Source organism: Pseudoalteromonas sp. NZS11 (assembly GCF_015864765.1).
Classification (GTDB): domain Bacteria; phylum Pseudomonadota; class Gammaproteobacteria; order Enterobacterales; family Alteromonadaceae; genus Pseudoalteromonas; species Pseudoalteromonas arctica.
This window is the reverse complement of the sequence record NZ_JADYWP010000002.1, coordinates 384,188-402,233: the sequence shown is the minus strand read 5'-3', so window position 1 is coordinate 402,233 and position 18,046 is coordinate 384,188. Positions and strand designations below refer to the sequence as shown.

Sequence of the window (18,046 nt, the reverse complement as noted above, 5' to 3'; positions counted from 1 at the left end):
TTTTCGTAAAATAATCCTAAAATGATAAATAATCAAACTAATGCAAAACTATTTTATAGATAAATCGTATTTTAAAATAAGTGCATCTATATAGCGGGTGCGTAATGTGTGTTGTTTTTCATGATCGGCGCCATGCCCTAATGCTTTGTTTAAAAGCTTCATGGCGGGGTGCAGTAGCGCTCTTTCTTCTTGGCTTAAGCTCGCTTTACTGCGCAGTTCTGTAATGTCGTCAACTAATAGCCTGCCAATATCTACCGAGACTATTTCGTCTATTAATCCATTTTGAGTAAGCACGCCGTACTTACTGCATAAAAACTGTTGCCAAATTTGCTGCAAGTGCTCGTCTATTTCGCAGCCAAATAGCTCTTCGCTAAACGTAAATCCTTGCTGAGCGAGCTTAGTTAGGCTTGCAGTATATTGCTGTGCAAAATAATTAAAAGCATGGCTTGATGATTCTATTTTTTGTTTTAAAAGACCTTGACCCCAATTAACACAGCCGCGCGGGTAATAGTCGTCATACTCTTCGCATTCATACAAACCTGAATATGAGCTGCAGCTAAGTTGACTTTTAATACAGTAACTTGGTTTTGGGAAAACACTTCGCTCTTGCCAAGCTAAAAGTGTATCTGCATCTATATTTAATGCTTGGCACAGTTCATCGGTGTTATAAAAATGAGTTGCTAAGTAGTCAGATAAACGCATAAAGCCTCTGGTATCGTTAAAAATAAAATACTGTTCATATATACAGTTATTCATTTTGTATTACCAAACTTAATAACACAAGAAATTTTATAATTAAATGTAGGCTTACACCTCCAAAAGTACCGGCAATTATGTTACAAATAGCGCAAGTTTTATAAATAATGATTTTTTATGCGCACCCTAGACCAAATTAAACAAGCAAGCCTTATTACAGCTATTAAAACGCCATACTTAGCAAACGGTGAAATAGACCTAGCAAAGTACGATGAACTCGTAGAAATACAAATTGCAGCAGGCGTTGACGGCATTGTAGTTGGTGGCACAACAGGCGAAGGCCAGTTAATGAACTGGGAAGAGCATTTAATGCTTATAGCGCACAGTGCAAACAAGTATGGTGACAAACTGGTTATTGTCGGTAATACCGGTAGTAACAACACCCGTGAAGCGATTAAAGCAACTAAATATGGCTTTGCCAGCGGTATGGATGCAGCACTGCAAATTAATCCATATTACGGACGTACGTCTATTGCGGGTGTTAAAGAGCACTTTAAGCGCGTACTTGATATTGGACCTGCCTTTATTTACAACGTAGCAGGGCGAACAGGTCAAGACCTAACACCTGATATTATTGAGCCACTCGCTAAACATGAATATTTTATTGGTGTAAAAGAGTGTGGCGGTAATGAACGTATTGCCCATTATGAACAACAAGGTATTGCATGTTGGTCGGGTAACGATGACGAAAGTCACGATGCGCGCCACACACATAAAGCGCACGGTGTTATTTCGGTTACTTCTAACTTAATACCTGGGTTATTTCGTCAGTTAATGGATACGCCAAGTAACGAGCTAAATGCGTCGTTACAACCATTAATGAACTGGTTGTTCTGTGAACCAAACCCGATTGCTATTAATACCGCGTTGATGATGACAGGTGCAGTAAACCCTGTATTTAGATTACCGTATTTACCGCTTAGTGATGAGCAGCAAGCTCAAGGCGAAGTATTAATTAATGAGTTAAATAACAACGATGTTGTTGGCGGCACAGCTAAGTGTATAAAACAGGACGATATAGCCCTACTTTCTTAGCAACATGAGCAAGCACTGAACAAAGTGTTAGTTCAGTGCTTTTTGTTAATGATTATTTACTTCTATTGCTAAAATCGGTAAAATTCTTTCCCTTATATCTTATAAAATATGCAGAGCTGTGAAATTTGTTGTTGAAGAACTCGCTATATGGATAAAGCCCGAACAGCGACAAATAAAAGAGAGTAATTGGTTTGATTCCTCCGTATTAAATCTTAGTTGGGTGCCTGCTATGCAGCGACGCCGAATGACTTCCTTTATTAAAATGGCACTCTTTAGTGCTCATCAAGTAAGCACTCAAGGTAACTATGTTAATTTACCGAGTGTTTTTTCTTCTCGCCACGGTGATTTTCACAAAACGTCTAACTTACTTATTGATGTAGTAAATGATCAGCCACTGTCGCCCACTGGTTTTGGGTTAAGTGTGCATAATGCCGCATCGGGACTTTTTGGGATAATACAGGGTAATACAAGTGCTACAAATGCTATAGCTGCAGGAGCCGAAAGCTTTATTTATGCACTCGTAGATGGCTTTGTAAGACTTGCTGATAAAGATCAGCAACACATGTTAATAGTTCATACCGATGAGACTCTCCCCGATATTTACGCTCAGTACGCCGATGAACAGCAAATAGCACACTCTATTGGTTTAATAATAAGAGCGCCGCAAAAAGGCGAACCCCATTTTAGTTTAAACAAAGTATTTAATACGGGCATGGAAAAAAGCGACTTACCAATGAGTATTCAATGCGCTAAAGCTTTGTATGAGCGAAGCAATATATTACTTGTTCATAACACGCTTGAGCACGATTGGCAGCTTACATACCATGCTTAAAAATGTACAAAGGTTATGTGGGTTGATTTGGCGGATTATTGCTACTGCATTTTGCTTTTCAGTTTTTGGGGTTGGTGGTTTAGTATTAGCCTTTATTGTTTTTCCTGCTCAGCGCCTATTTCAAAGTGACTCAGTTAAACAAAAGATTAAGGCTCGAAAAACAGTACATTACAGCTTCAAATTGTTTGTTAGTTTAATGCATGTAACGGGCGTTATTCGATTTCATGTTAACGATAAAGCAAAAATTGAAGGCTTAAAAGGGCAACTGATATTAGCAAACCATCCTTCTTTAATTGATGTTGTTGTTTTAATTTCGGTAGTAAAAAATGCAGATTGCGTAGTAAAGGCACATTTATTTAAAAATCCTTTTATGCGCGGCGTTATTAAAAGCACCGGCTATATAAGTAATGACGATCCGCAGGAGCTATTACGAGAGTGTGAGCGCAGTTTGCAAAAGGGTAATAACTTAATTGTATTTCCTGAAGGGACACGGACAGAGCCTCACAAAACATTAAAGTTTAAGCGGGGCGCTGCAAATATTGCAATTAGATGTCATGCGCCCATTACTACTTTTTTAATTAAAATGAAGCCAAACACTTTAACCAAAGGCACACCTTGGTATAAGGTCGCGCCATATCAGGCGCATTTTACAATGGGGCTTGCGAGCCAGCAGTTTAATTGTGCAACGTACGACAGCGATATGCCTGCGATGCAATCACGCCAATTGACTAAAGATTTACAACATTATTTTACACAAGAGCTAAAAAATATATGAGCGAATTAAAAGAACAAATAAAACAACTGATTATCTCAAGCCTTGACCTTGAAGACATGACCACTGCTGACATACAAGATGATGACGCTTTATTTGTAGATGGCCTAGGACTAGACAGCATAGATGCATTAGAGCTTGGTCTTGCGATAAAGAAGCAATTTGATGTAAAAATAGATGCAAACTCTGATCAAACTAAAGCGCACTTTGCCTCAGTTAATTCTTTAGCAAAATTTATTGAACAAGCACGTTCTTAATATATAAAAGTAGGAAGAAAGATGAAAACCGCTGCTGAAATTTATGATGTATTACACGGCATTTTAGAAAACGAATTTGAAATAGACCCAGAAGATATTAGCTTAGAGGCTAACCTGTACCAAGATCTTGATTTAGACAGTATTGATGCAGTTGACTTAGTTGTGAAATTAAGAGAAATCACAGGTAAAAAAATTGAGCCTGATGCCTTTAAGCTTGTGCGCACAGTGCAAGACATAGTCACCGAAATAGAAAAGTTAGTTAACTAATACTATGTTAAAAGTAGTTTTAACAACGTTAATTATGATTTGCTTGGCTTGCTACCCTATTATTGTGTACGTAGGCCTTACGCGTTTTAATAGTCAGATTATTACAGTATTACTGCTATTTTTACTCGGGCTTAGACTTTGGTTAAGCAGAGCCTTGTTTGATAAAATGCCGTGGTTAAAGCCCGCTACATTTTTAGCAGCCATTACTATTTTGATTTCCAAGGTAATGGATAGCGACTTAGGGCTGCGTTTGTATCCCGTAATCATTAATTTAGTTATGTTAGTTGTGTTTGCGTATTCTTTGTATAAAGGGCCTTCTATTATTGAAACCTTTGCGCGCATTACTGAGCCCTCACTTGATGAAAACGGTGTAATTTATACAAAAAAAGTAACGCTAGTGTGGTGTGTTTTTTTTGTATTAAACGGTGGTATTGCCCTGTACACCAGTATTTTTAGTAGCCTAGAAACCTGGGCTTTTTATAATGGTTTTATTGCTTACTTAGCTATGGGCACATTGTTTGCTATAGAGTGGCTAGTCAGACAAAAAGTAAAAAGGGACGCCGGTGTTTAATGCTTTTCAAAGTAATGCGATAAGAACATGTTTTAATCATACTGATAATGATATTTCGGAGCGTCAGTTTGTTAGTGATATAAACGCAGTTTTAGCAAAGCTATCAACGTTAAATGCTAAATCATCGGTTGTTTTATACACCACAGACACCTACAAATTTGCCGTGTACTTATTTGCTTTGGCACTACACGGAAACACAGTGATTTTGCCGCCTAATGGGCAACCTGCAACGTTAAACTCCTTGCTTAAACAAACACCTTTTTTTATTGGTGAGTCTGAATTAGTAGCCGATTTAGAGGCTGATTTTTTAGATATAGGCACCTTAGTCAATCAACCTCACTTTGTATCTATTGAAACAATTAAATGGCCTCAAGAAGGCACAATTGTTTTTTACACGTCGGGCTCGTCGGGTAAAGCAAAGCCAATTGTAAAAACGTGGCAGGTAATAAATAAAGAATTAAGTACATTAATTAATAGCTACGCACTGATTGATAATCCTATTTTTATAGCGAGTGTTTCGCATCAGCATATATACGGCTTATTGTTTAGATTATTGTGGCCATTACGTGCAGGAAAGGTTGTAAATACAGAGCTATTGCATTACCCAGAACATATAGCTACAAAGCTCAAGTTATTTAAAAAAGTAGTGTTTGTTTCAAGCCCAGCGCAGTTAAAACGGTTATGTATTGATAATGTTTTAGTGGATGATAAGTCTCATTTACAATGGATTTTCTCATCAGGTGGACCGCTATTAAACGAAGATGCTGTATCGTTGTTTACGCAATTAAATAAACCAGTTACACAAGTTTTTGGTAGTACCGAAACCGGTGGTATCGCATATCGACAAGTTACTTCACTTGAAAAGGTTAGCCTTTGGCAGCCTTTTTCGGGTATTAAAGTACGGGCTTTGGACGATCAGCGTTTAATTTTAAACTCACCGCTCGTTCGCGACAAAAATTACCCTTTAGATGATAGAGGCGAAGTACTTAAAAATGGTCAATTTAGATTATTAGGCCGATTCGATCGAATTATAAAATTAGAAGAAAAACGATTAAGTTTAGATGAGCTAGAACAACATTTGTGTACTAGTGAGTGGGTAAGTGAAGCTAAAGTAATCGCCTTGCCTGGTGAGCGGTTAATTGTAGGCGCTATTGTTGTGCTTACGCATAAAGGGCAGATATTTTTTAATGGTGACGGTAAGTTAGCTACAAATAATTTATTAAAAGCGCATGCATTAGCGCGCTTTGAGCGAATTTGTATCCCTAAAAAGTGGCGTTTTGTAGATCAATTACCATACAACTCACAGGCAAAGTTAAATTTAAAAGCATTGGAGAGTCTTTTTGCAAAAGTTGACTAAAACACAGCCTGATTTACTATCTTGTGAAAAAGCAGAGCAAAAGTATAAATTAAGCTTACTAGTTCCTCATGATTTAGATTATTTCAAAGGACATTTTACGGATGGCCCAATACTCGCAGGTGTTGTGCAATTAGACTGGGCTATGGCTGCAATTTGTAAATATTATAATGTTCAGCAATCTGTTAAAAATGTTGAAGTATTAAAATTTCAGGTAGTGATTACCCCAGGTATAACAATCGAATTATTGCTAGAGCAAAAAGCAGAGAATAAATATACCTTTTCGTATAATTCAAATAAAGGACAGCATGCATCTGGCCGTGTTGTTTTTGATAGCCTGATAAATGAATAACTTTTGTATTGTTATCCCAAATTATAATCACATTACGGTTATTGATGATGTACTGAGCCAATTATCGTCATTTAATCTTCCTATTATTATGGTTGATGACGCAAGCAACGTCGAAGCTAAAAATGTGTTCAGTAAGCTTGATGCAAAATACGCGCAGTTGAGTGTAGTTGCCCACGACGATAATCAAGGTAAAGGCGGCGCGGTACAGACAGGCTTAAAGCAGGCGCATAAGCTAGGTTTTTCGCATGCGATACAGGTTGATGCTGATGGTCAGCATGACTTATCTGATATTAAAAAACTAATAGCGCTTTCAAACGCTCAGCCTAAAGCGCTTATAAGCTGTTGCCCAATATATGACGATTCAGTGCCTAAACACCGTTATTTAGCACGTTATTTAACGCATGTTTGGGTATGGATTGAAACGTTAAGTTTTACAATTGTAGATTCAATGTGTGGCTTTAGAGTGTATCCGCTTGAGCAAAGTACAAAGCTAATTGATGAGGTATCGCTTGGAAAACGCATGGATTTTGACCCCGAAATTTTAGTACGTTTATATTGGCGCAATGTGCCTTTTGTATTTTTACCTAGCCAAGTAATTTACCCCGAAAATGGGCTTTCTCATTTTCAGCCATTACACGACAACGTGCGTATTTCGTGGTTACACACCCGCTTGTTTTTTGGAATGTTGATTCGCTCTCCTGTGTTAATTTGGCATAAATTAAAGAGGCGTTATGGCCGCTAAACACTGGTCTAAAATGCAAGAGCGCGGTAATTTCTTAGGTATTCAAATACTGTTATTTGCTCATAAATTACTGGGTAGAAAAGGGCTGTGGATTGTTTTGTTTCCTGTCGTTTTTTATCTTTTTTTAACAGGAAAAGTAGCGCGTGTAGCATCTAAAGCGTTTTTAGAGCAAGTTAATGTTTACCAAGGCCGCAAACAACCTGTTACGTTTAAAATGCAATTAACGCACTTTTGTAGTTTTGCAGATAGCGCATTAGATAAAATTGATGCTTGGCTTGGGCGAATAACCCAACGTGATATTAAATACACTAATGAGCATTTATTTGCTGAGCTAGATGAGCAAAATCAAGGGGCTATTTTTATAGGTTCCCACTTGGGTAATTTAGAGGTGTGCAGGGCACTTAGCCAGCACCGCAGCAGTAAAAAAATAAATGTACTGGTGTTTACCCATCACGCTGTTGAATTTAATAAAATGCTTAAAAAGATTAACCCAGATGTGTCGGTTAATTTAATACAAGTGACTGATATGGGGCCTGACTTAGCTATTTTACTAAAAGAAAAAGTAGAGCAGGGAGAAATAATCGTTATTGTTGGCGACAGAACAAGCACAACAACGGCTTCTCGGTCGGTACAGGTACCATTTTTAGGCAAAAATGCCCCATTTTCACAGGGGCCTTTTATATTAGCCGCGCTGCTTGATTGCCCTGTTTACTTTTTGTTTTGTTTAAAAGATAAAAAAAGCAAAAAGTATCAAGTGATATTTGAACATTACAGCCAATCATTAAAAATGCCTCGACGAGAGCGACAGCAGGCGCTAACACTTATTATTACTGACTATGCACAGCGTTTGAGTTATTACGCAGCTTTATATCCTTATCAGTGGTTTAATTTTTACGATTTTTGGAAAAGTGATCAGCAGGTAGTGCGCGATCAATCAATGGAGAACAAGTGTGACTGAACAAAATATACAGCTTTTTGGCAATCAGCGATTATCAATTGAAGATATTGTTCGAGTTGCCTTTAATGAAACACAAGTGCAATTAAATAGCTGTGAAACTTTTAGCGTTAAAATTAATAGCGCTTTGCGTTTTTTAGACACACTTTTAAAAGAAGATGGCGTAATTTACGGCGTTACTACTGGTTACGGTGATTCTGTAACGGTGGCTGTACCCCTTGATTTAGTTGATGAATTACCTCTGCATTTAACTCGCTTTCACGGCTGTGGACTCGGGGATGTATTTAATAAAGTGCAAGGGCGTGCAATTTTAGCAACCCGCTTAACATCACTTTCACAGGGCTACTCTGGTATTAGCTGGGAAATGCTGCACCTACTTAAAGATTACTTAAATAACGATATAGTGCCTGTGATCCCACAAGAAGGGTCAGTAGGTGCCAGTGGCGATTTAACACCGTTATCTTACGTTGCAGGTGCGATGGTAGGCGAGCGTGACGTGTTTTACAAAGACCAAGTACGTAACAGTGCAGCAGTTATGAAAGAAGTTGGCTTAGAACCACTAACACTAAGGCCAAAAGAAGGTCTTGCCGTTATGAATGGCACAGCGGTAATGACTGCATTAGCGTGTTTAGCGTTTGATAGGGCTAATTACTTAGCTAAACTGGCAAGCCGTATTACTGCATTATCAAGCTTAGCGCTTAAAGGAAATAGCCATCATTTTGATGAGATATTATTTTCAGTTAAGCCACATCCTGGGCAGCAACAAATTGCTCGTTGGATAAGAGAAGATTTAAACCATCACGATCACCCTCGTAATGCAGACAGACTTCAAGATAGGTATTCAATCCGTTGTGCACCCCATGTTATTGGTGTGCTGCAAGACAGTCTGCCGTTTTTTAGGCACATGATAGAAAACGAGCTTAACTCAGCAAACGATAACCCAATAATTGACGGTCAAGGTGAGCATGTATTGCACGGCGGGCATTTTTACGGAGGCCACATTGCAATGGCAATGGATAGCATGAAAACAGCCGTTGCAAATCTTGCTGATTTAGCCGACAGACAAATCGCGTCTTTGGTTGATACTAAGTACAACAATGGGCTACCTTCAAACTTGTCTGATAGTGCACCAGAGCGCCGTTATATTAATCATGGTTTTAAAGCGGTTCAAATTGGCTGTAGTGCTTACACTGCTGAAGCATTAAAGCTAACCATGCCGGCCAGCGTTTTTTCTCGCTCTACGGAGTGTCATAATCAAGATAAAGTGAGTATGGGAACTATTGCGTCTCGCGATTGTTTACGTATTTTACAGCTAACAGAACAAGTGTTAGCAAGTACGTTATTAGCCAGTATTCAAGGTGTTAGATTGCGTATAAAACAAGGCGATCTTGAGTTTTCGACTTTAACGCAAGATATGCAAAACATGTATACCGATATAACTGATTACTTTGAAAACCTCACTGAGGATAGACCAATGGAAGCCGTGCTAAGGCAAACAATAGGGTATATTCAAACTAAACGTTGGGCGTTGTATGAATAGTAAAGGTGCATTATTAACGCATGTTGTAGAAATTGAAATTCCATTTCATGACTGCGATCCAATGAATGTTGTATGGCATGGTAACTACCCACGTTACTTAGAAGTAGCGCGCTGCGAGTTACTGCGTTTATTTGATTATGATTACCCACAAATGCATGAATCGGGCTACGCGTGGCCTATTGTTGATATGCAAATAAAGTATGTCGCCTCAGCAGTATTTACTCAAAAAATTAAAGTAGCGGCTTATTTAAAAGAATACGAGAATAGACTACGGATTGATTATGTAATCACTGACTCGCTAACTAATAAGCGCCTTACTAAAGCCTCAACCACGCAAGTTGCGGTTGAGGTTAGCTCCAAAGAAATGCAATTTGAATCACCCGCTATTTTATTTAATAAGTTAAAAGCGGTTTTGAATTAAATTTTTATTTTATAGGCGATTAAATGAATTTTTTAAAATGTTTTACATTGAGCATAGCCATTAGCTTTTTACTGTTTTGCTCTGTAGTAAATGCAGCAGTTATTAAAGGTGAGTTTAAGCAATATAAGCAATTTAATGGATTTGCTAAGCCTTTTATTTCGTCGGGTGTTTTTTCGTTAATTGACGAAAAGCTAATTTGGCAAGTGAAAATGCCTGTTGAGAGTATGCTCATAATAGAAAACGGCAAAGTGCTTGCACAAAATGTCAATGGTGAGTTAATACCACAACCCGGTAGCGAGCAATTTGTAGGATTACTGAGTGACTTACTTAGCGTAAATATGAGTGCGCTGGAAACACGTTTTGACATTGCTAAAATGCAAGACAGTTGCACACAGTTAATACCAAAAGAAGCTATGCTAAAGCAATTATTTAGTGATTTTATTTTATGTGAAACTGCTAAGCAAGTGAGCAGTATTACACTAAATGAGCACTCAGGAAATAACACAAAAATTGAGTTTACTTATTCCAAATAAAATTATGTTTTTAAATAATGCAGTGGTTAATTAAGGGAATAGTGCAGTGACAAAACGAATTACCGTTATTGTAGGGTGGTTTAGCAGTTTAATTTTACTTTTTGCTGCAGCTTTTTGGCTGTCTAAACCAACGTTTAGCGCCGATATGTTTAGCTTATTGCCAAAGTCGCACTCCCAAATTGCACATGCGGAAGATGTTTTTTTTCAGCAAAATGCTAACCGTATTATGTTCTCGTTTGCAGGAAATAATAAAAATAAAGCATTTGATGATTTCCAAAAATGGCTCGACGATAATGCAATTAAAAGCACATTTAACTTTCCGTCCGTTAACGATTTAGCGCAAACATTCTCACCTTTCAAACATGCGTTATTAAGTGATACTTACAAGCAAACATTAAGCAAAAAAACAACGTTTGAACATTATTACCTTGAGCAATTAAATCAGTTAGGCAACCCATTTGTAAGTGCTACCTTAAGCAAAGATACAAGTTTGAGCTTAGCGGCATTTATAGAAGATAACTTAAAACAAAGCCAATTGTTTACGCTTGAACAAGGTCGTTTAACTCGACGTTTAAAAGGCGTTGAATACCGTGTCATTTTGGCAAACTTAGCGCCTGAAAATTTAGGGGTTAATAAATCAATTGATTTAGCTGGCTCGATAATTAAACAGATCAATATACTTAATAAAACCTACCCTGATTTAAGCATTACTTACTCTGGTGTGCTATTTCATACGGCTGAAAATGCTAAACAAGCTAAATACGAGATGAGCCTGTTTGGTGGCATTAGCTTATTAGCCCTTATTGCTATGGTATTTTGGGTGTTTAGGCGTTTAAACAGTATTTTATTAGCAAGCTTTACCGTACTGAGTGCACTTATTGGCGGCGCTATCGCTATGGTGTTGCTGTTTAAGACTATTCATTTATTAACGCTTGTTTTTGCAGTTACCTTGATTGGTATTGCCATTGATTATGCATTTCATGGTATGACTGACTTAGCCAAAAAAGAGCATGAAAAAGGCTACAGCAAAGGGACTCAATCTGCGCTTTTACTATCTCTTATTACGACTACGTTGGGTTATTGCTGCTTACTAGGTGCACCACTAACGTTATTATCTCAAGTTGGTGTGTTTGTTATTGCGGGTTTAGTGAGTGCTTGGCTATTTACAGTTTTAGTTTTGCCATTGTGGCAATCTACACTCAGGTTATCGCCTTCGAGTTTATTGATGAGTCAAAAGCTCATTAAGGTTTTTTTATACTGCAATAGTTTAAAAAAACCAATACTCATTACGTTATTAGTCCTTATAAGTGCGTTATTTTTAATAAAACCTATTAGCTTTAATGATGATGTAAAGCTATTAAATGCAAGCTCCGAACATTTAATGCTAAATGAAAAAAAGCATTTGTTATTACTTGGGCAATGGGACACCCAAATTGTTTTTATGTTTGCAGATAGCGACGAAGCGCTATTACAAAAGCAAGAACAGTTTTTAAAACGCTTAACCCAACTAAACCCTAATTTTAAACATAATAGCATTAGCCATTGGTTGCCTAGTTTACAAAAGCAGAGGGATAACCAAGCCTTGTTTGAACAGGCTAAAAACAAAGGAACTTTGGATATTGCAGAGCGCGTTACAGGGCAAGCGTTAGTAAGTACAAAGGCACCGTTATTAACTTATGAAACACTCGCCACGAGTACATTTAAACCATTACTGCTTTCTCAAATGGTTGTTGAGTCAGAACAATCGATAACGTGGATGTCTATTTCGGGTATTTCATCTGATCAACTAATTAATGAGGTTGAAAAAAACAATGGAATTTACCTTTATAATAAACCTAAACAAATTAGTGCTTTATTAAGTGATTACCGTGAATATTTACTATTAAGCCTAGTGCTTGCGGGTTTTATTAGTTGGCTGCTTTTTAGTTGGCGATTTACGATTAAGATAGCGCTGCTGCAGGTGACCATTTTATCTGTTGTGGTGTTGAGCATGCTTTGGGTATGTAATGCGATTCAAGGTAGCTTGTCGTTATTTAATTTACTCGGTGCGTTACTTGTTATTGCCTTAGCAATTGATTACCTCGTTTTTTATCAAATAAATAAGTTAGAGCCCAAAAATGTGTTAGCGATTAGCTTATCGGCTGCGTCATCAATGTGGGTATTTGGCATGTTGAGTGCATCTGATACACCGGCTATTTTTAGCTTTGGGCTGAGTGTAATGGTAGGGATTTTAGCTATTTACTTTTTATCACCGCTGAGTGTTTTAAAGCCTCAAAAGGAACAATAATTTGAATAACCTTGAGCAGTACGATGTTGTTGTTATTGGCGCTGGGCCTTCTGGTGCATTGGCTAGTAGTCTTTTAGTTCAAAAGGGATGGCGGGTACTGGTACTTGAACAGCAGGCGTTTCCACGTTTTTCAATTGGTGAAAGCTTACTGCCGCAATGTATGGCGTACTTAGAAGACGCGGGCTTAATCGATACACTACATAACAATGCAGCGGCTTTAGGTTTTCAGTTTAAAGATGGCGCTGCTTTTCATCGGGCAGGGCAAAATACAACTATAAATTTCACTGAAAAATTTACTAAAGGCCCAGGCACTACGTATCAAGTGAAAAGAGCCGACTTTGACAAATTATTAGCAGACAAAGCACAAGGACAAGGCGTAGAAATCAGATATAAGCACACGGTGGTTGACTACTGTGATGAGCCAAATGGTGCATCATTAGTGGTACACAATGAGCAGCAGCAAGCTTATCGCGTTAATGCCCGATTTGTATTGGACGCAAGTGGCTTTGGGCGTGTATTACCAAAATTGTTAGATTTAGAGCTTCCTTCTAACTTTCCTGTTCGAAGCGCTTATTTTAGTCACTTTAAAGACAATATTAGTGATACAAGCTTCGATCGAAATAAAATTTTGATTACCGTACACCCTCAATATTTTGACGTGTGGTATTGGCTTATTCCCTTTAGTGATGGTACTGCGAGTATTGGGGTTGTGGCGCAGTCAGAGCGTTTTAATGATGATGAATCTAGCGATTTACTAAATCAATTTATAGAGCAAGACCCTTATTTAAAAACACTGTTAGCACAGCGTGAGTTATTAACTCCAGCAAAAAATATAAAAGGCTACTCGGCAAATGTGAGTAAGTTATATGGTAAGCACTTTGCTTTATTGGGTAATGCGGGGGAATTTTTAGACCCGGTATTTTCATCAGGTGTAACAATTGCACTCAAATCTGCAAATTTAGTTGCCCCACTTGTTGATCGCTATTTAAAAAACGAAGTCGTCGATTTTGACGCTCACTACGCACAGCCATTACAAGCTGGAGTCGATTGTTTTAGAACATTTGTAACAGGGTGGTACGATACGCGTTTTCAGGATGTGATATTTTACTCTGAACAAAATACTCAGGTGCGAGAAATGATTAGTGCTATTTTAGCGGGCTACGCATGGGATACAAATAACCCATTTGTTGCACAAAGTGAACGCCGTTTAAATGTGTTGGCTCAGTTATGTCAAAATTAATTAAGTATGCGGTGTGTAGTGTATTTATATTTGCTGTATTGAGCGCATGTACGAGTTTTACAGCATCTAAAAATAGAGTGTATCTATCACCTAATATTCAATTAAATATTAATAGCGTGCCAGCACAAATGTTTGATAAGTCTTGGCAGCATGTTTTGTATATTACGAATCAGCAAAACACACACACTGTATTTGCCCAATTAGCTATAAATGACAAAGGTGCAATTAAGTTATTGTTAATGACAGTGCAAGGCTTTCCAATTATGGAGCTTGAAAAGCCTTTAAATGGCCCAGTAAAAACACGAAATATGCTGGCGGTAGAAGGGATAGACCCTCATTATATTTTAGCGGATATTGCATTAGTACATTGGCCAGTAGCATTTTTACAAAAGCAGTTAGAGGGTGCTTTAATAGAGCAGGTTGGCTCTAATCGGGAAGTATTTAACGATGAGGGTACATTTATCACCATTGACTATAGTGATGAGTCGACAACGTTGAACAATATTTTACATCAGTATCAAATAACATTTAAAAAGGTAGAACAGTGACATATTGGCTGAATGATTTAGGCATTGTGAGTGCGATGGGCATAGGCCAAGATGCAACCACAACAAGCTTAAATAAATATAACCCTGCAACTCCTTTATTAACTTTAAATAAAAGTTTAAGTGCTGAGCAAACTCCGCTGTATGTCGGGCAAGTTCAGTCTATTGCTTTATCAAATAATAAACGTATCAATACATTTATTGATCTAGCTTTAGAGCAGATTAAGCCAACCTTAGATAAACTTTCGCATATTGATAAGTCGCGTATCGCAATTGTAATGGGTACTAGTACATCAGGTATTCATGATGGCGAAAGAGCGCGTAAAAGCTATGAAAGTACAAAACTCTGGCCTGATGACTTTAGTTACAGTGATCAAGAGCTAGCAACACCCGCTCATTATATTGCACATAAAATAGGGGCTCTAGGGCCTTGTTACAGTATTTCTACTGCGTGCACGTCGAGTAGCAAAGCGTTAATTAGCGCCCGAGCTTTGCTAAATGCTGATTTAGCCGATGTGGTAATTTGTGGTGGTGCGGATAGTTTGTGCCAATTAACAATTAATGGCTTTGACTCGCTCGCTTCTTTAAGCTCGGGTTTATGCCAGCCTTTTTCTAGCACCAGAGACGGCATTAATATTGGTGAAGGGGCCGCTTTATTTGTAATGACTAAAAATAAGCCAATAGCAAATAACGGCGTTATGTTACTAGGCAGTGGCGAAAGCTCAGATGCGCATCATATGTCAGCCCCCGATCCTAATGGGATGGGCGCCCAAGCCTCAATGGAAAAAGCACTAAAAAGCGCAAAGTTATCCTGTGGTGATATTGATTATATTAACGCTCACGGTACGGCTACTGTAAAAAATGACGAAATGGAAGCACTTGCAATTAATCGCGTGTTTGGCAACAATACCCCGCTTAGCTCAAGTAAGCATTTAACAGGGCATACTCTTGGTGCTGCAGGTGCCATTGAAGCCGGTATATGTTGGTTATTATTAAAAGACAGCGGCCAACATATGCTGCCGTATAACGCGATTAAAGAAGGCAGTGATTTGGCTGATATAAAAATAATAAAACAAGCGTTTAAGCCCGCTCTTAAATACTGCTTATCTAATTCATTTGCGTTTGGCGGTAATAATGCCAGCTTAATATTGGGAGTTAACGTTGACTAATTACCCTATAGAGCAAGTAGTCCCGCATGATGCGCCTATGATTTTAATAGATAGCCTTTTAACACACAGCGAAGATGAAGCTCAATGCGGCGTTACTATCTCTGAGCAAAGCCCTTTTTTTAGTCCTGCAATTAACGGCGTACCTAGCTATATTGGTGTTGAGTACATGGCGCAGTCTATTGCCGCTTACGCTGGTGCGTTAGCGAATGATGAAAATAAACCTGTAAAAATTGGTTTTTTAATTGGCACGCGAAAGTATCAAACTTATCAACCGTGTTTTAAAAACGGCAGTAAGCTGACTATTGAAGTGAAAAAGCTATATCAAGAAGAGTCAGGTTTAGGTGTATTTGAATGCCAAATACTCGTGTGTGAAACTCTACTTTGCCAAGCAAAAATTAATGTATTTCAGCCTGAAAACCCGTTGGAATTTATAAGAGAAAATCAATGACAAAAAGAATTTTAGTTACGGGTTCAAGCCGTGGTATTGGTAAAGCTATTGCGTTAAAACTTGCTGAGCAAGGGTTTGATATTGCAGTACATTGCAGAGCGGGTGTTGAGCAAGCTCAAGCAACATGCGATGAAATTAATGCATTAGGTAGAGCCACCAGTTTATTACAATTTGATGTATGTGACAGAGAGCAGGCCAAAGCACAAATAATAGAAGATATAGCTCAGCATGGCGCTTATTATGGCGTGGTGTGTAATGCAGGTATTACTAACGATATGGCATTTCCTGCTATGCAAGGGGAAGACTGGGATTGTGTAATACGTACAGGCCTTGATGGGTTTTATAATGTAGTACACCCAACTGTAATGCCTATGGTACAAAGCCGTAAAGGTGGGCGAATAATTACAATGTCATCGGTGTCAGGTATTGCAGGTAACCGAGGACAAGTAAATTATAGTGCAGCAAAAGCCGGTATTATTGGGGCCACTAAAGCACTTGCATTAGAATTGGCAAAACGCAAAATCACAGTTAATTGTGTGGCACCTGGTTTAATAGAAACCGCGATGACTGATGAATTACCTATTGATGAAATGATGAAAATGATACCCCTTAAACGCATGGGGAGCGTTAAAGAAGTTGCGGGAACAGTCGCTTTTTTAATGTCTGATGATGCAGCTTACATAACACGCCAAGTAATTTCGGTTAATGGTGGCATGGTTTGATTAAACGCGTTGTTGTAACAGGGATGTCGGTGGTCACTGCATTGGGCGCTGATTGGACTGAATTCAAACAAGCCTTAATTAAAGGCGAAAATGCTGTTGTTACTATGCCAGAGTGGGATATAGCTGACGACCTCAATACTCGTTTAGCCGCGCCAGTTAAACACTTTGAGCGACCAAGTCATTACAAACGAAAACAAATCCGTTCAATGGGGCGAGTGTCACTTATGTCAACTCGTGCTACTGAATGCGCACTTGAACAAGCCAAACTACTCGAGCACGAAAGTCTAACAGATGGCTCTACGGGTATAGCGTATGGCTCATCTACTGGCTCTACTGAGCCATTACTCGCCTTTGCAAATATGATGGAAACGGGGTCGATGTCAGGTGTAACAGCCACGAGTTACATTAAAATGATGGCGCATACTGCCCCTGTAAATGTTGGTGTGTTTTTTGGTTTAAAAGGGCGTGTTATAACAACAAGCTCTGCTTGTACATCGGGATCTCAAGGAATAGGCTTCGCCTATGAAGCGATTAAGTTTGGCCGACAAAAAATAATGGTGGCTGGTGGAGCAGAGGAATTATGCATCACAGAGGCTGCAGTATTTGATACGCTTTATGCAACATCTACAAAAAATGAAACACCAAAACAAACACCAAGACCTTTTGATAAAAATCGCGATGGCTTAGTGATAGGCGAAGGCGCGGGTACACTTATTTTAGAAGAATACGAACATGCAAAAGCGCGCGGAGCAACAATATTAGCTGAGGTGGTTGGTTTTGGTTGTAATTCTGATGGACAGCACGTTACTCAACCAACATCAAAAACAATGCAACTAGCGATAGAAATGGCACTGCAAGATGCCAATTTAGAACCAGAAAAAATTGGTTACGTTAATGCTCATGGTACATCAACAGATAAAGGTGATATTGCCGAGTCTCACGCAACGTTTAAAGCATTGGGCAGCAAACCTATTAGCTCGTTAAAAAGTTATTTGGGGCATACATTAGGTGCTTGTGGTGCAATAGAAGCATGGGCAAGCATTAATATGATGGCTGATAACTGGTTTGCACCAACAATTAATTTAGATAACGTTGATGACGAATGTGCTCAGCTTGATTACATAAGGCATCAAGGGCGTGAGATTAATACCGATTACGTGATGAGTAATAACTTTGCGTTTGGTGGTATTAACACCTCTTTAATATTTAAACGCTATAAAGTAGATTAAACACGTTAAAAGATAAGTT

21 protein-coding genes are annotated in these 18,046 nt (G+C 38.5%); 20 read left to right on the top strand and 1 reads right to left on the bottom strand.

All coding sequences use genetic code 11. The annotated features are described in order from the left end of the window. Positions 1 to 48 precede the first annotated feature (48 nt). Positions 49 to 702 (bottom strand): DUF6058 family natural product biosynthesis protein, encoded by a 654-nt coding sequence (locus I6E82_RS05480; protein ID WP_165735823.1) that lies wholly within the window; start codon positions 700 to 702, stop codon positions 49 to 51. Between the two features lie 171 nt (positions 703 to 873). On the opposite strand from I6E82_RS05480, the gene dapA reads away from it, so the two are divergent. The 20 genes from dapA to I6E82_RS05380 all read left to right on the top strand — a co-directional run bounded on the left by dapA (position 874) and on the right by I6E82_RS05380 (position 18,027). Beyond that, entirely contained in the window at positions 874 to 1,791 is a 918-nt protein-coding gene (gene dapA, locus I6E82_RS05475; RefSeq protein ID WP_024591739.1) for a 4-hydroxy-tetrahydrodipicolinate synthase, read from the top strand. 118 nt (positions 1,792 to 1,909) lie between these two features. Beyond that, positions 1,910 to 2,623 carry a beta-ketoacyl synthase chain length factor gene (locus tag I6E82_RS05470; protein ID WP_197117049.1) on the top strand — a complete coding sequence of 238 codons (714 nt, stop codon included), beginning with the start codon at positions 1,910 to 1,912 and terminating at the stop codon, positions 2,621 to 2,623. Continuing rightward, a complete protein-coding gene (locus I6E82_RS05465) occupies positions 2,616 to 3,398 on the top strand; it encodes a lysophospholipid acyltransferase family protein (RefSeq protein WP_197117314.1) in 783 nt (260 codons plus the stop codon). The genes I6E82_RS05470 and I6E82_RS05465 overlap by 8 nt, the downstream gene beginning before the upstream one ends. Further along, entirely contained in the window at positions 3,395 to 3,652 is a 258-nt protein-coding gene (locus I6E82_RS05460; protein ID WP_007580830.1) for a phosphopantetheine-binding protein, read from the top strand. Before I6E82_RS05465 ends, I6E82_RS05460 begins: the two co-directional genes overlap by 4 nt. 21 nt (positions 3,653 to 3,673) lie before the next feature. Further along, positions 3,674 to 3,919 (top strand): acyl carrier protein, encoded by a 246-nt coding sequence (locus tag I6E82_RS05455; protein WP_002958648.1) that lies wholly within the window; start codon positions 3,674 to 3,676, stop codon positions 3,917 to 3,919. Positions 3,920 to 3,923: 4 nt separating this feature from the next. Next, the gene (locus I6E82_RS05450) at positions 3,924 to 4,490 is read left to right on the top strand and encodes a hypothetical protein (RefSeq protein WP_197117047.1); all 567 of its coding nucleotides are present in this window, start codon (positions 3,924 to 3,926) and stop codon (positions 4,488 to 4,490) included. Further along, positions 4,483 to 5,847 (top strand): AMP-binding protein, encoded by a 1,365-nt coding sequence (locus I6E82_RS05445; protein WP_197117045.1) that lies wholly within the window; start codon positions 4,483 to 4,485, stop codon positions 5,845 to 5,847. Before I6E82_RS05450 ends, I6E82_RS05445 begins: the two co-directional genes overlap by 8 nt. Continuing rightward, the gene (locus I6E82_RS05440) at positions 5,831 to 6,196 is read left to right on the top strand and encodes an ApeI family dehydratase (RefSeq protein ID WP_197117043.1); all 366 of its coding nucleotides are present in this window, start codon (positions 5,831 to 5,833) and stop codon (positions 6,194 to 6,196) included. Before I6E82_RS05445 ends, I6E82_RS05440 begins: the two co-directional genes overlap by 17 nt. After that, a complete protein-coding gene (locus tag I6E82_RS05435; protein ID WP_007580819.1) occupies positions 6,189 to 6,938 on the top strand; it encodes a glycosyltransferase family 2 protein in 750 nt (249 codons plus the stop codon). The genes I6E82_RS05440 and I6E82_RS05435 overlap by 8 nt, the downstream gene beginning before the upstream one ends. Then, positions 6,928 to 7,896: an LpxL/LpxP family acyltransferase gene (locus I6E82_RS05430; protein WP_197117039.1), complete on the top strand. Its 969-nt coding sequence runs from the start codon at positions 6,928 to 6,930 to the stop codon at positions 7,894 to 7,896. The genes I6E82_RS05435 and I6E82_RS05430 overlap by 11 nt, the downstream gene beginning before the upstream one ends. Beyond that, positions 7,889 to 9,433 carry an HAL/PAL/TAL family ammonia-lyase gene (locus I6E82_RS05425; protein ID WP_197117037.1) on the top strand — a complete coding sequence of 515 codons (1,545 nt, stop codon included), beginning with the start codon at positions 7,889 to 7,891 and terminating at the stop codon, positions 9,431 to 9,433. Before I6E82_RS05430 ends, I6E82_RS05425 begins: the two co-directional genes overlap by 8 nt. Beyond that, positions 9,426 to 9,854 (top strand): acyl-CoA thioesterase, encoded by a 429-nt coding sequence (locus I6E82_RS05420; RefSeq protein WP_007580812.1) that lies wholly within the window; start codon positions 9,426 to 9,428, stop codon positions 9,852 to 9,854. The genes I6E82_RS05425 and I6E82_RS05420 overlap by 8 nt, the downstream gene beginning before the upstream one ends. 23 nt (positions 9,855 to 9,877) lie before the next feature. Continuing rightward, positions 9,878 to 10,387, top strand: coding sequence for an outer membrane lipoprotein carrier protein LolA (locus I6E82_RS05415; protein WP_197117035.1), 510 nt, complete (start codon positions 9,878 to 9,880; stop codon positions 10,385 to 10,387). Between the two features lie 46 nt (positions 10,388 to 10,433). Then, entirely contained in the window at positions 10,434 to 12,674 is a 2,241-nt protein-coding gene (locus tag I6E82_RS05410) for an MMPL family transporter (RefSeq protein ID WP_197117033.1), read from the top strand. Position 12,675: 1 nt separating this feature from the next. Beyond that, a complete protein-coding gene (locus I6E82_RS05405) occupies positions 12,676 to 13,914 on the top strand; it encodes an NAD(P)/FAD-dependent oxidoreductase (RefSeq protein ID WP_197117031.1) in 1,239 nt (412 codons plus the stop codon). Continuing rightward, on the top strand, positions 13,902 to 14,462 hold the full coding sequence (locus I6E82_RS05400) for a DUF3261 domain-containing protein (RefSeq protein ID WP_024593016.1): 561 nt from the start codon (positions 13,902 to 13,904) through the stop codon (positions 14,460 to 14,462). The genes I6E82_RS05405 and I6E82_RS05400 overlap by 13 nt, the downstream gene beginning before the upstream one ends. Next, positions 14,459 to 15,628 (top strand): beta-ketoacyl-ACP synthase, encoded by a 1,170-nt coding sequence (locus tag I6E82_RS05395; RefSeq protein ID WP_197117029.1) that lies wholly within the window; start codon positions 14,459 to 14,461, stop codon positions 15,626 to 15,628. Before I6E82_RS05400 ends, I6E82_RS05395 begins: the two co-directional genes overlap by 4 nt. After that, a complete protein-coding gene (locus I6E82_RS05390) occupies positions 15,621 to 16,076 on the top strand; it encodes an ApeP family dehydratase (RefSeq protein WP_197117027.1) in 456 nt (151 codons plus the stop codon). Before I6E82_RS05395 ends, I6E82_RS05390 begins: the two co-directional genes overlap by 8 nt. Next, positions 16,073 to 16,798: a 3-oxoacyl-ACP reductase FabG gene (gene fabG, locus I6E82_RS05385; RefSeq protein ID WP_007580797.1), complete on the top strand. Its 726-nt coding sequence runs from the start codon at positions 16,073 to 16,075 to the stop codon at positions 16,796 to 16,798. Before I6E82_RS05390 ends, fabG begins: the two co-directional genes overlap by 4 nt. Next, complete coding sequence (locus I6E82_RS05380) at positions 16,798 to 18,027, top strand: beta-ketoacyl-ACP synthase (RefSeq protein ID WP_197117312.1); 1,230 nt, start codon at positions 16,798 to 16,800, stop codon at positions 18,025 to 18,027. The genes fabG and I6E82_RS05380 overlap by 1 nt, the downstream gene beginning before the upstream one ends. The last annotated feature ends 19 nt before the right edge of the window (positions 18,028 to 18,046 follow it).

Excerpts from the sequence above, each read along its gene's own strand:
- I6E82_RS05480 (WP_165735823.1), bottom strand. The coding sequence starts at position 702 with ATGCGTTTATCTGACTACTTAGCAACTCATTTTTATAACACCGATGAA.
- dapA (WP_024591739.1), top strand. The coding sequence starts at position 874 with ATGCGCACCCTAGACCAAATTAAACAAGCAAGCCTTATTACAGCTATT.
- I6E82_RS05465 (WP_197117314.1), top strand. The coding sequence starts at position 2,616 with ATGCTTAAAAATGTACAAAGGTTATGTGGGTTGATTTGGCGGATTATT.
- I6E82_RS05460 (WP_007580830.1), top strand. The coding sequence starts at position 3,395 with ATGAGCGAATTAAAAGAACAAATAAAACAACTGATTATCTCAAGCCTT.
- I6E82_RS05455 (WP_002958648.1), top strand. The coding sequence starts at position 3,674 with ATGAAAACCGCTGCTGAAATTTATGATGTATTACACGGCATTTTAGAA.
- I6E82_RS05450 (WP_197117047.1), top strand. The coding sequence starts at position 3,924 with ATGTTAAAAGTAGTTTTAACAACGTTAATTATGATTTGCTTGGCTTGC.
- I6E82_RS05435 (WP_007580819.1), top strand. The coding sequence starts at position 6,189 with ATGAATAACTTTTGTATTGTTATCCCAAATTATAATCACATTACGGTT.
- I6E82_RS05430 (WP_197117039.1), top strand. The coding sequence starts at position 6,928 with ATGGCCGCTAAACACTGGTCTAAAATGCAAGAGCGCGGTAATTTCTTA.
- I6E82_RS05420 (WP_007580812.1), top strand. The coding sequence starts at position 9,426 with ATGAATAGTAAAGGTGCATTATTAACGCATGTTGTAGAAATTGAAATT.
- I6E82_RS05415 (WP_197117035.1), top strand. The coding sequence starts at position 9,878 with ATGAATTTTTTAAAATGTTTTACATTGAGCATAGCCATTAGCTTTTTA.
- I6E82_RS05400 (WP_024593016.1), top strand. The coding sequence starts at position 13,902 with ATGTCAAAATTAATTAAGTATGCGGTGTGTAGTGTATTTATATTTGCT.
- fabG (WP_007580797.1), top strand. The coding sequence starts at position 16,073 with ATGACAAAAAGAATTTTAGTTACGGGTTCAAGCCGTGGTATTGGTAAA.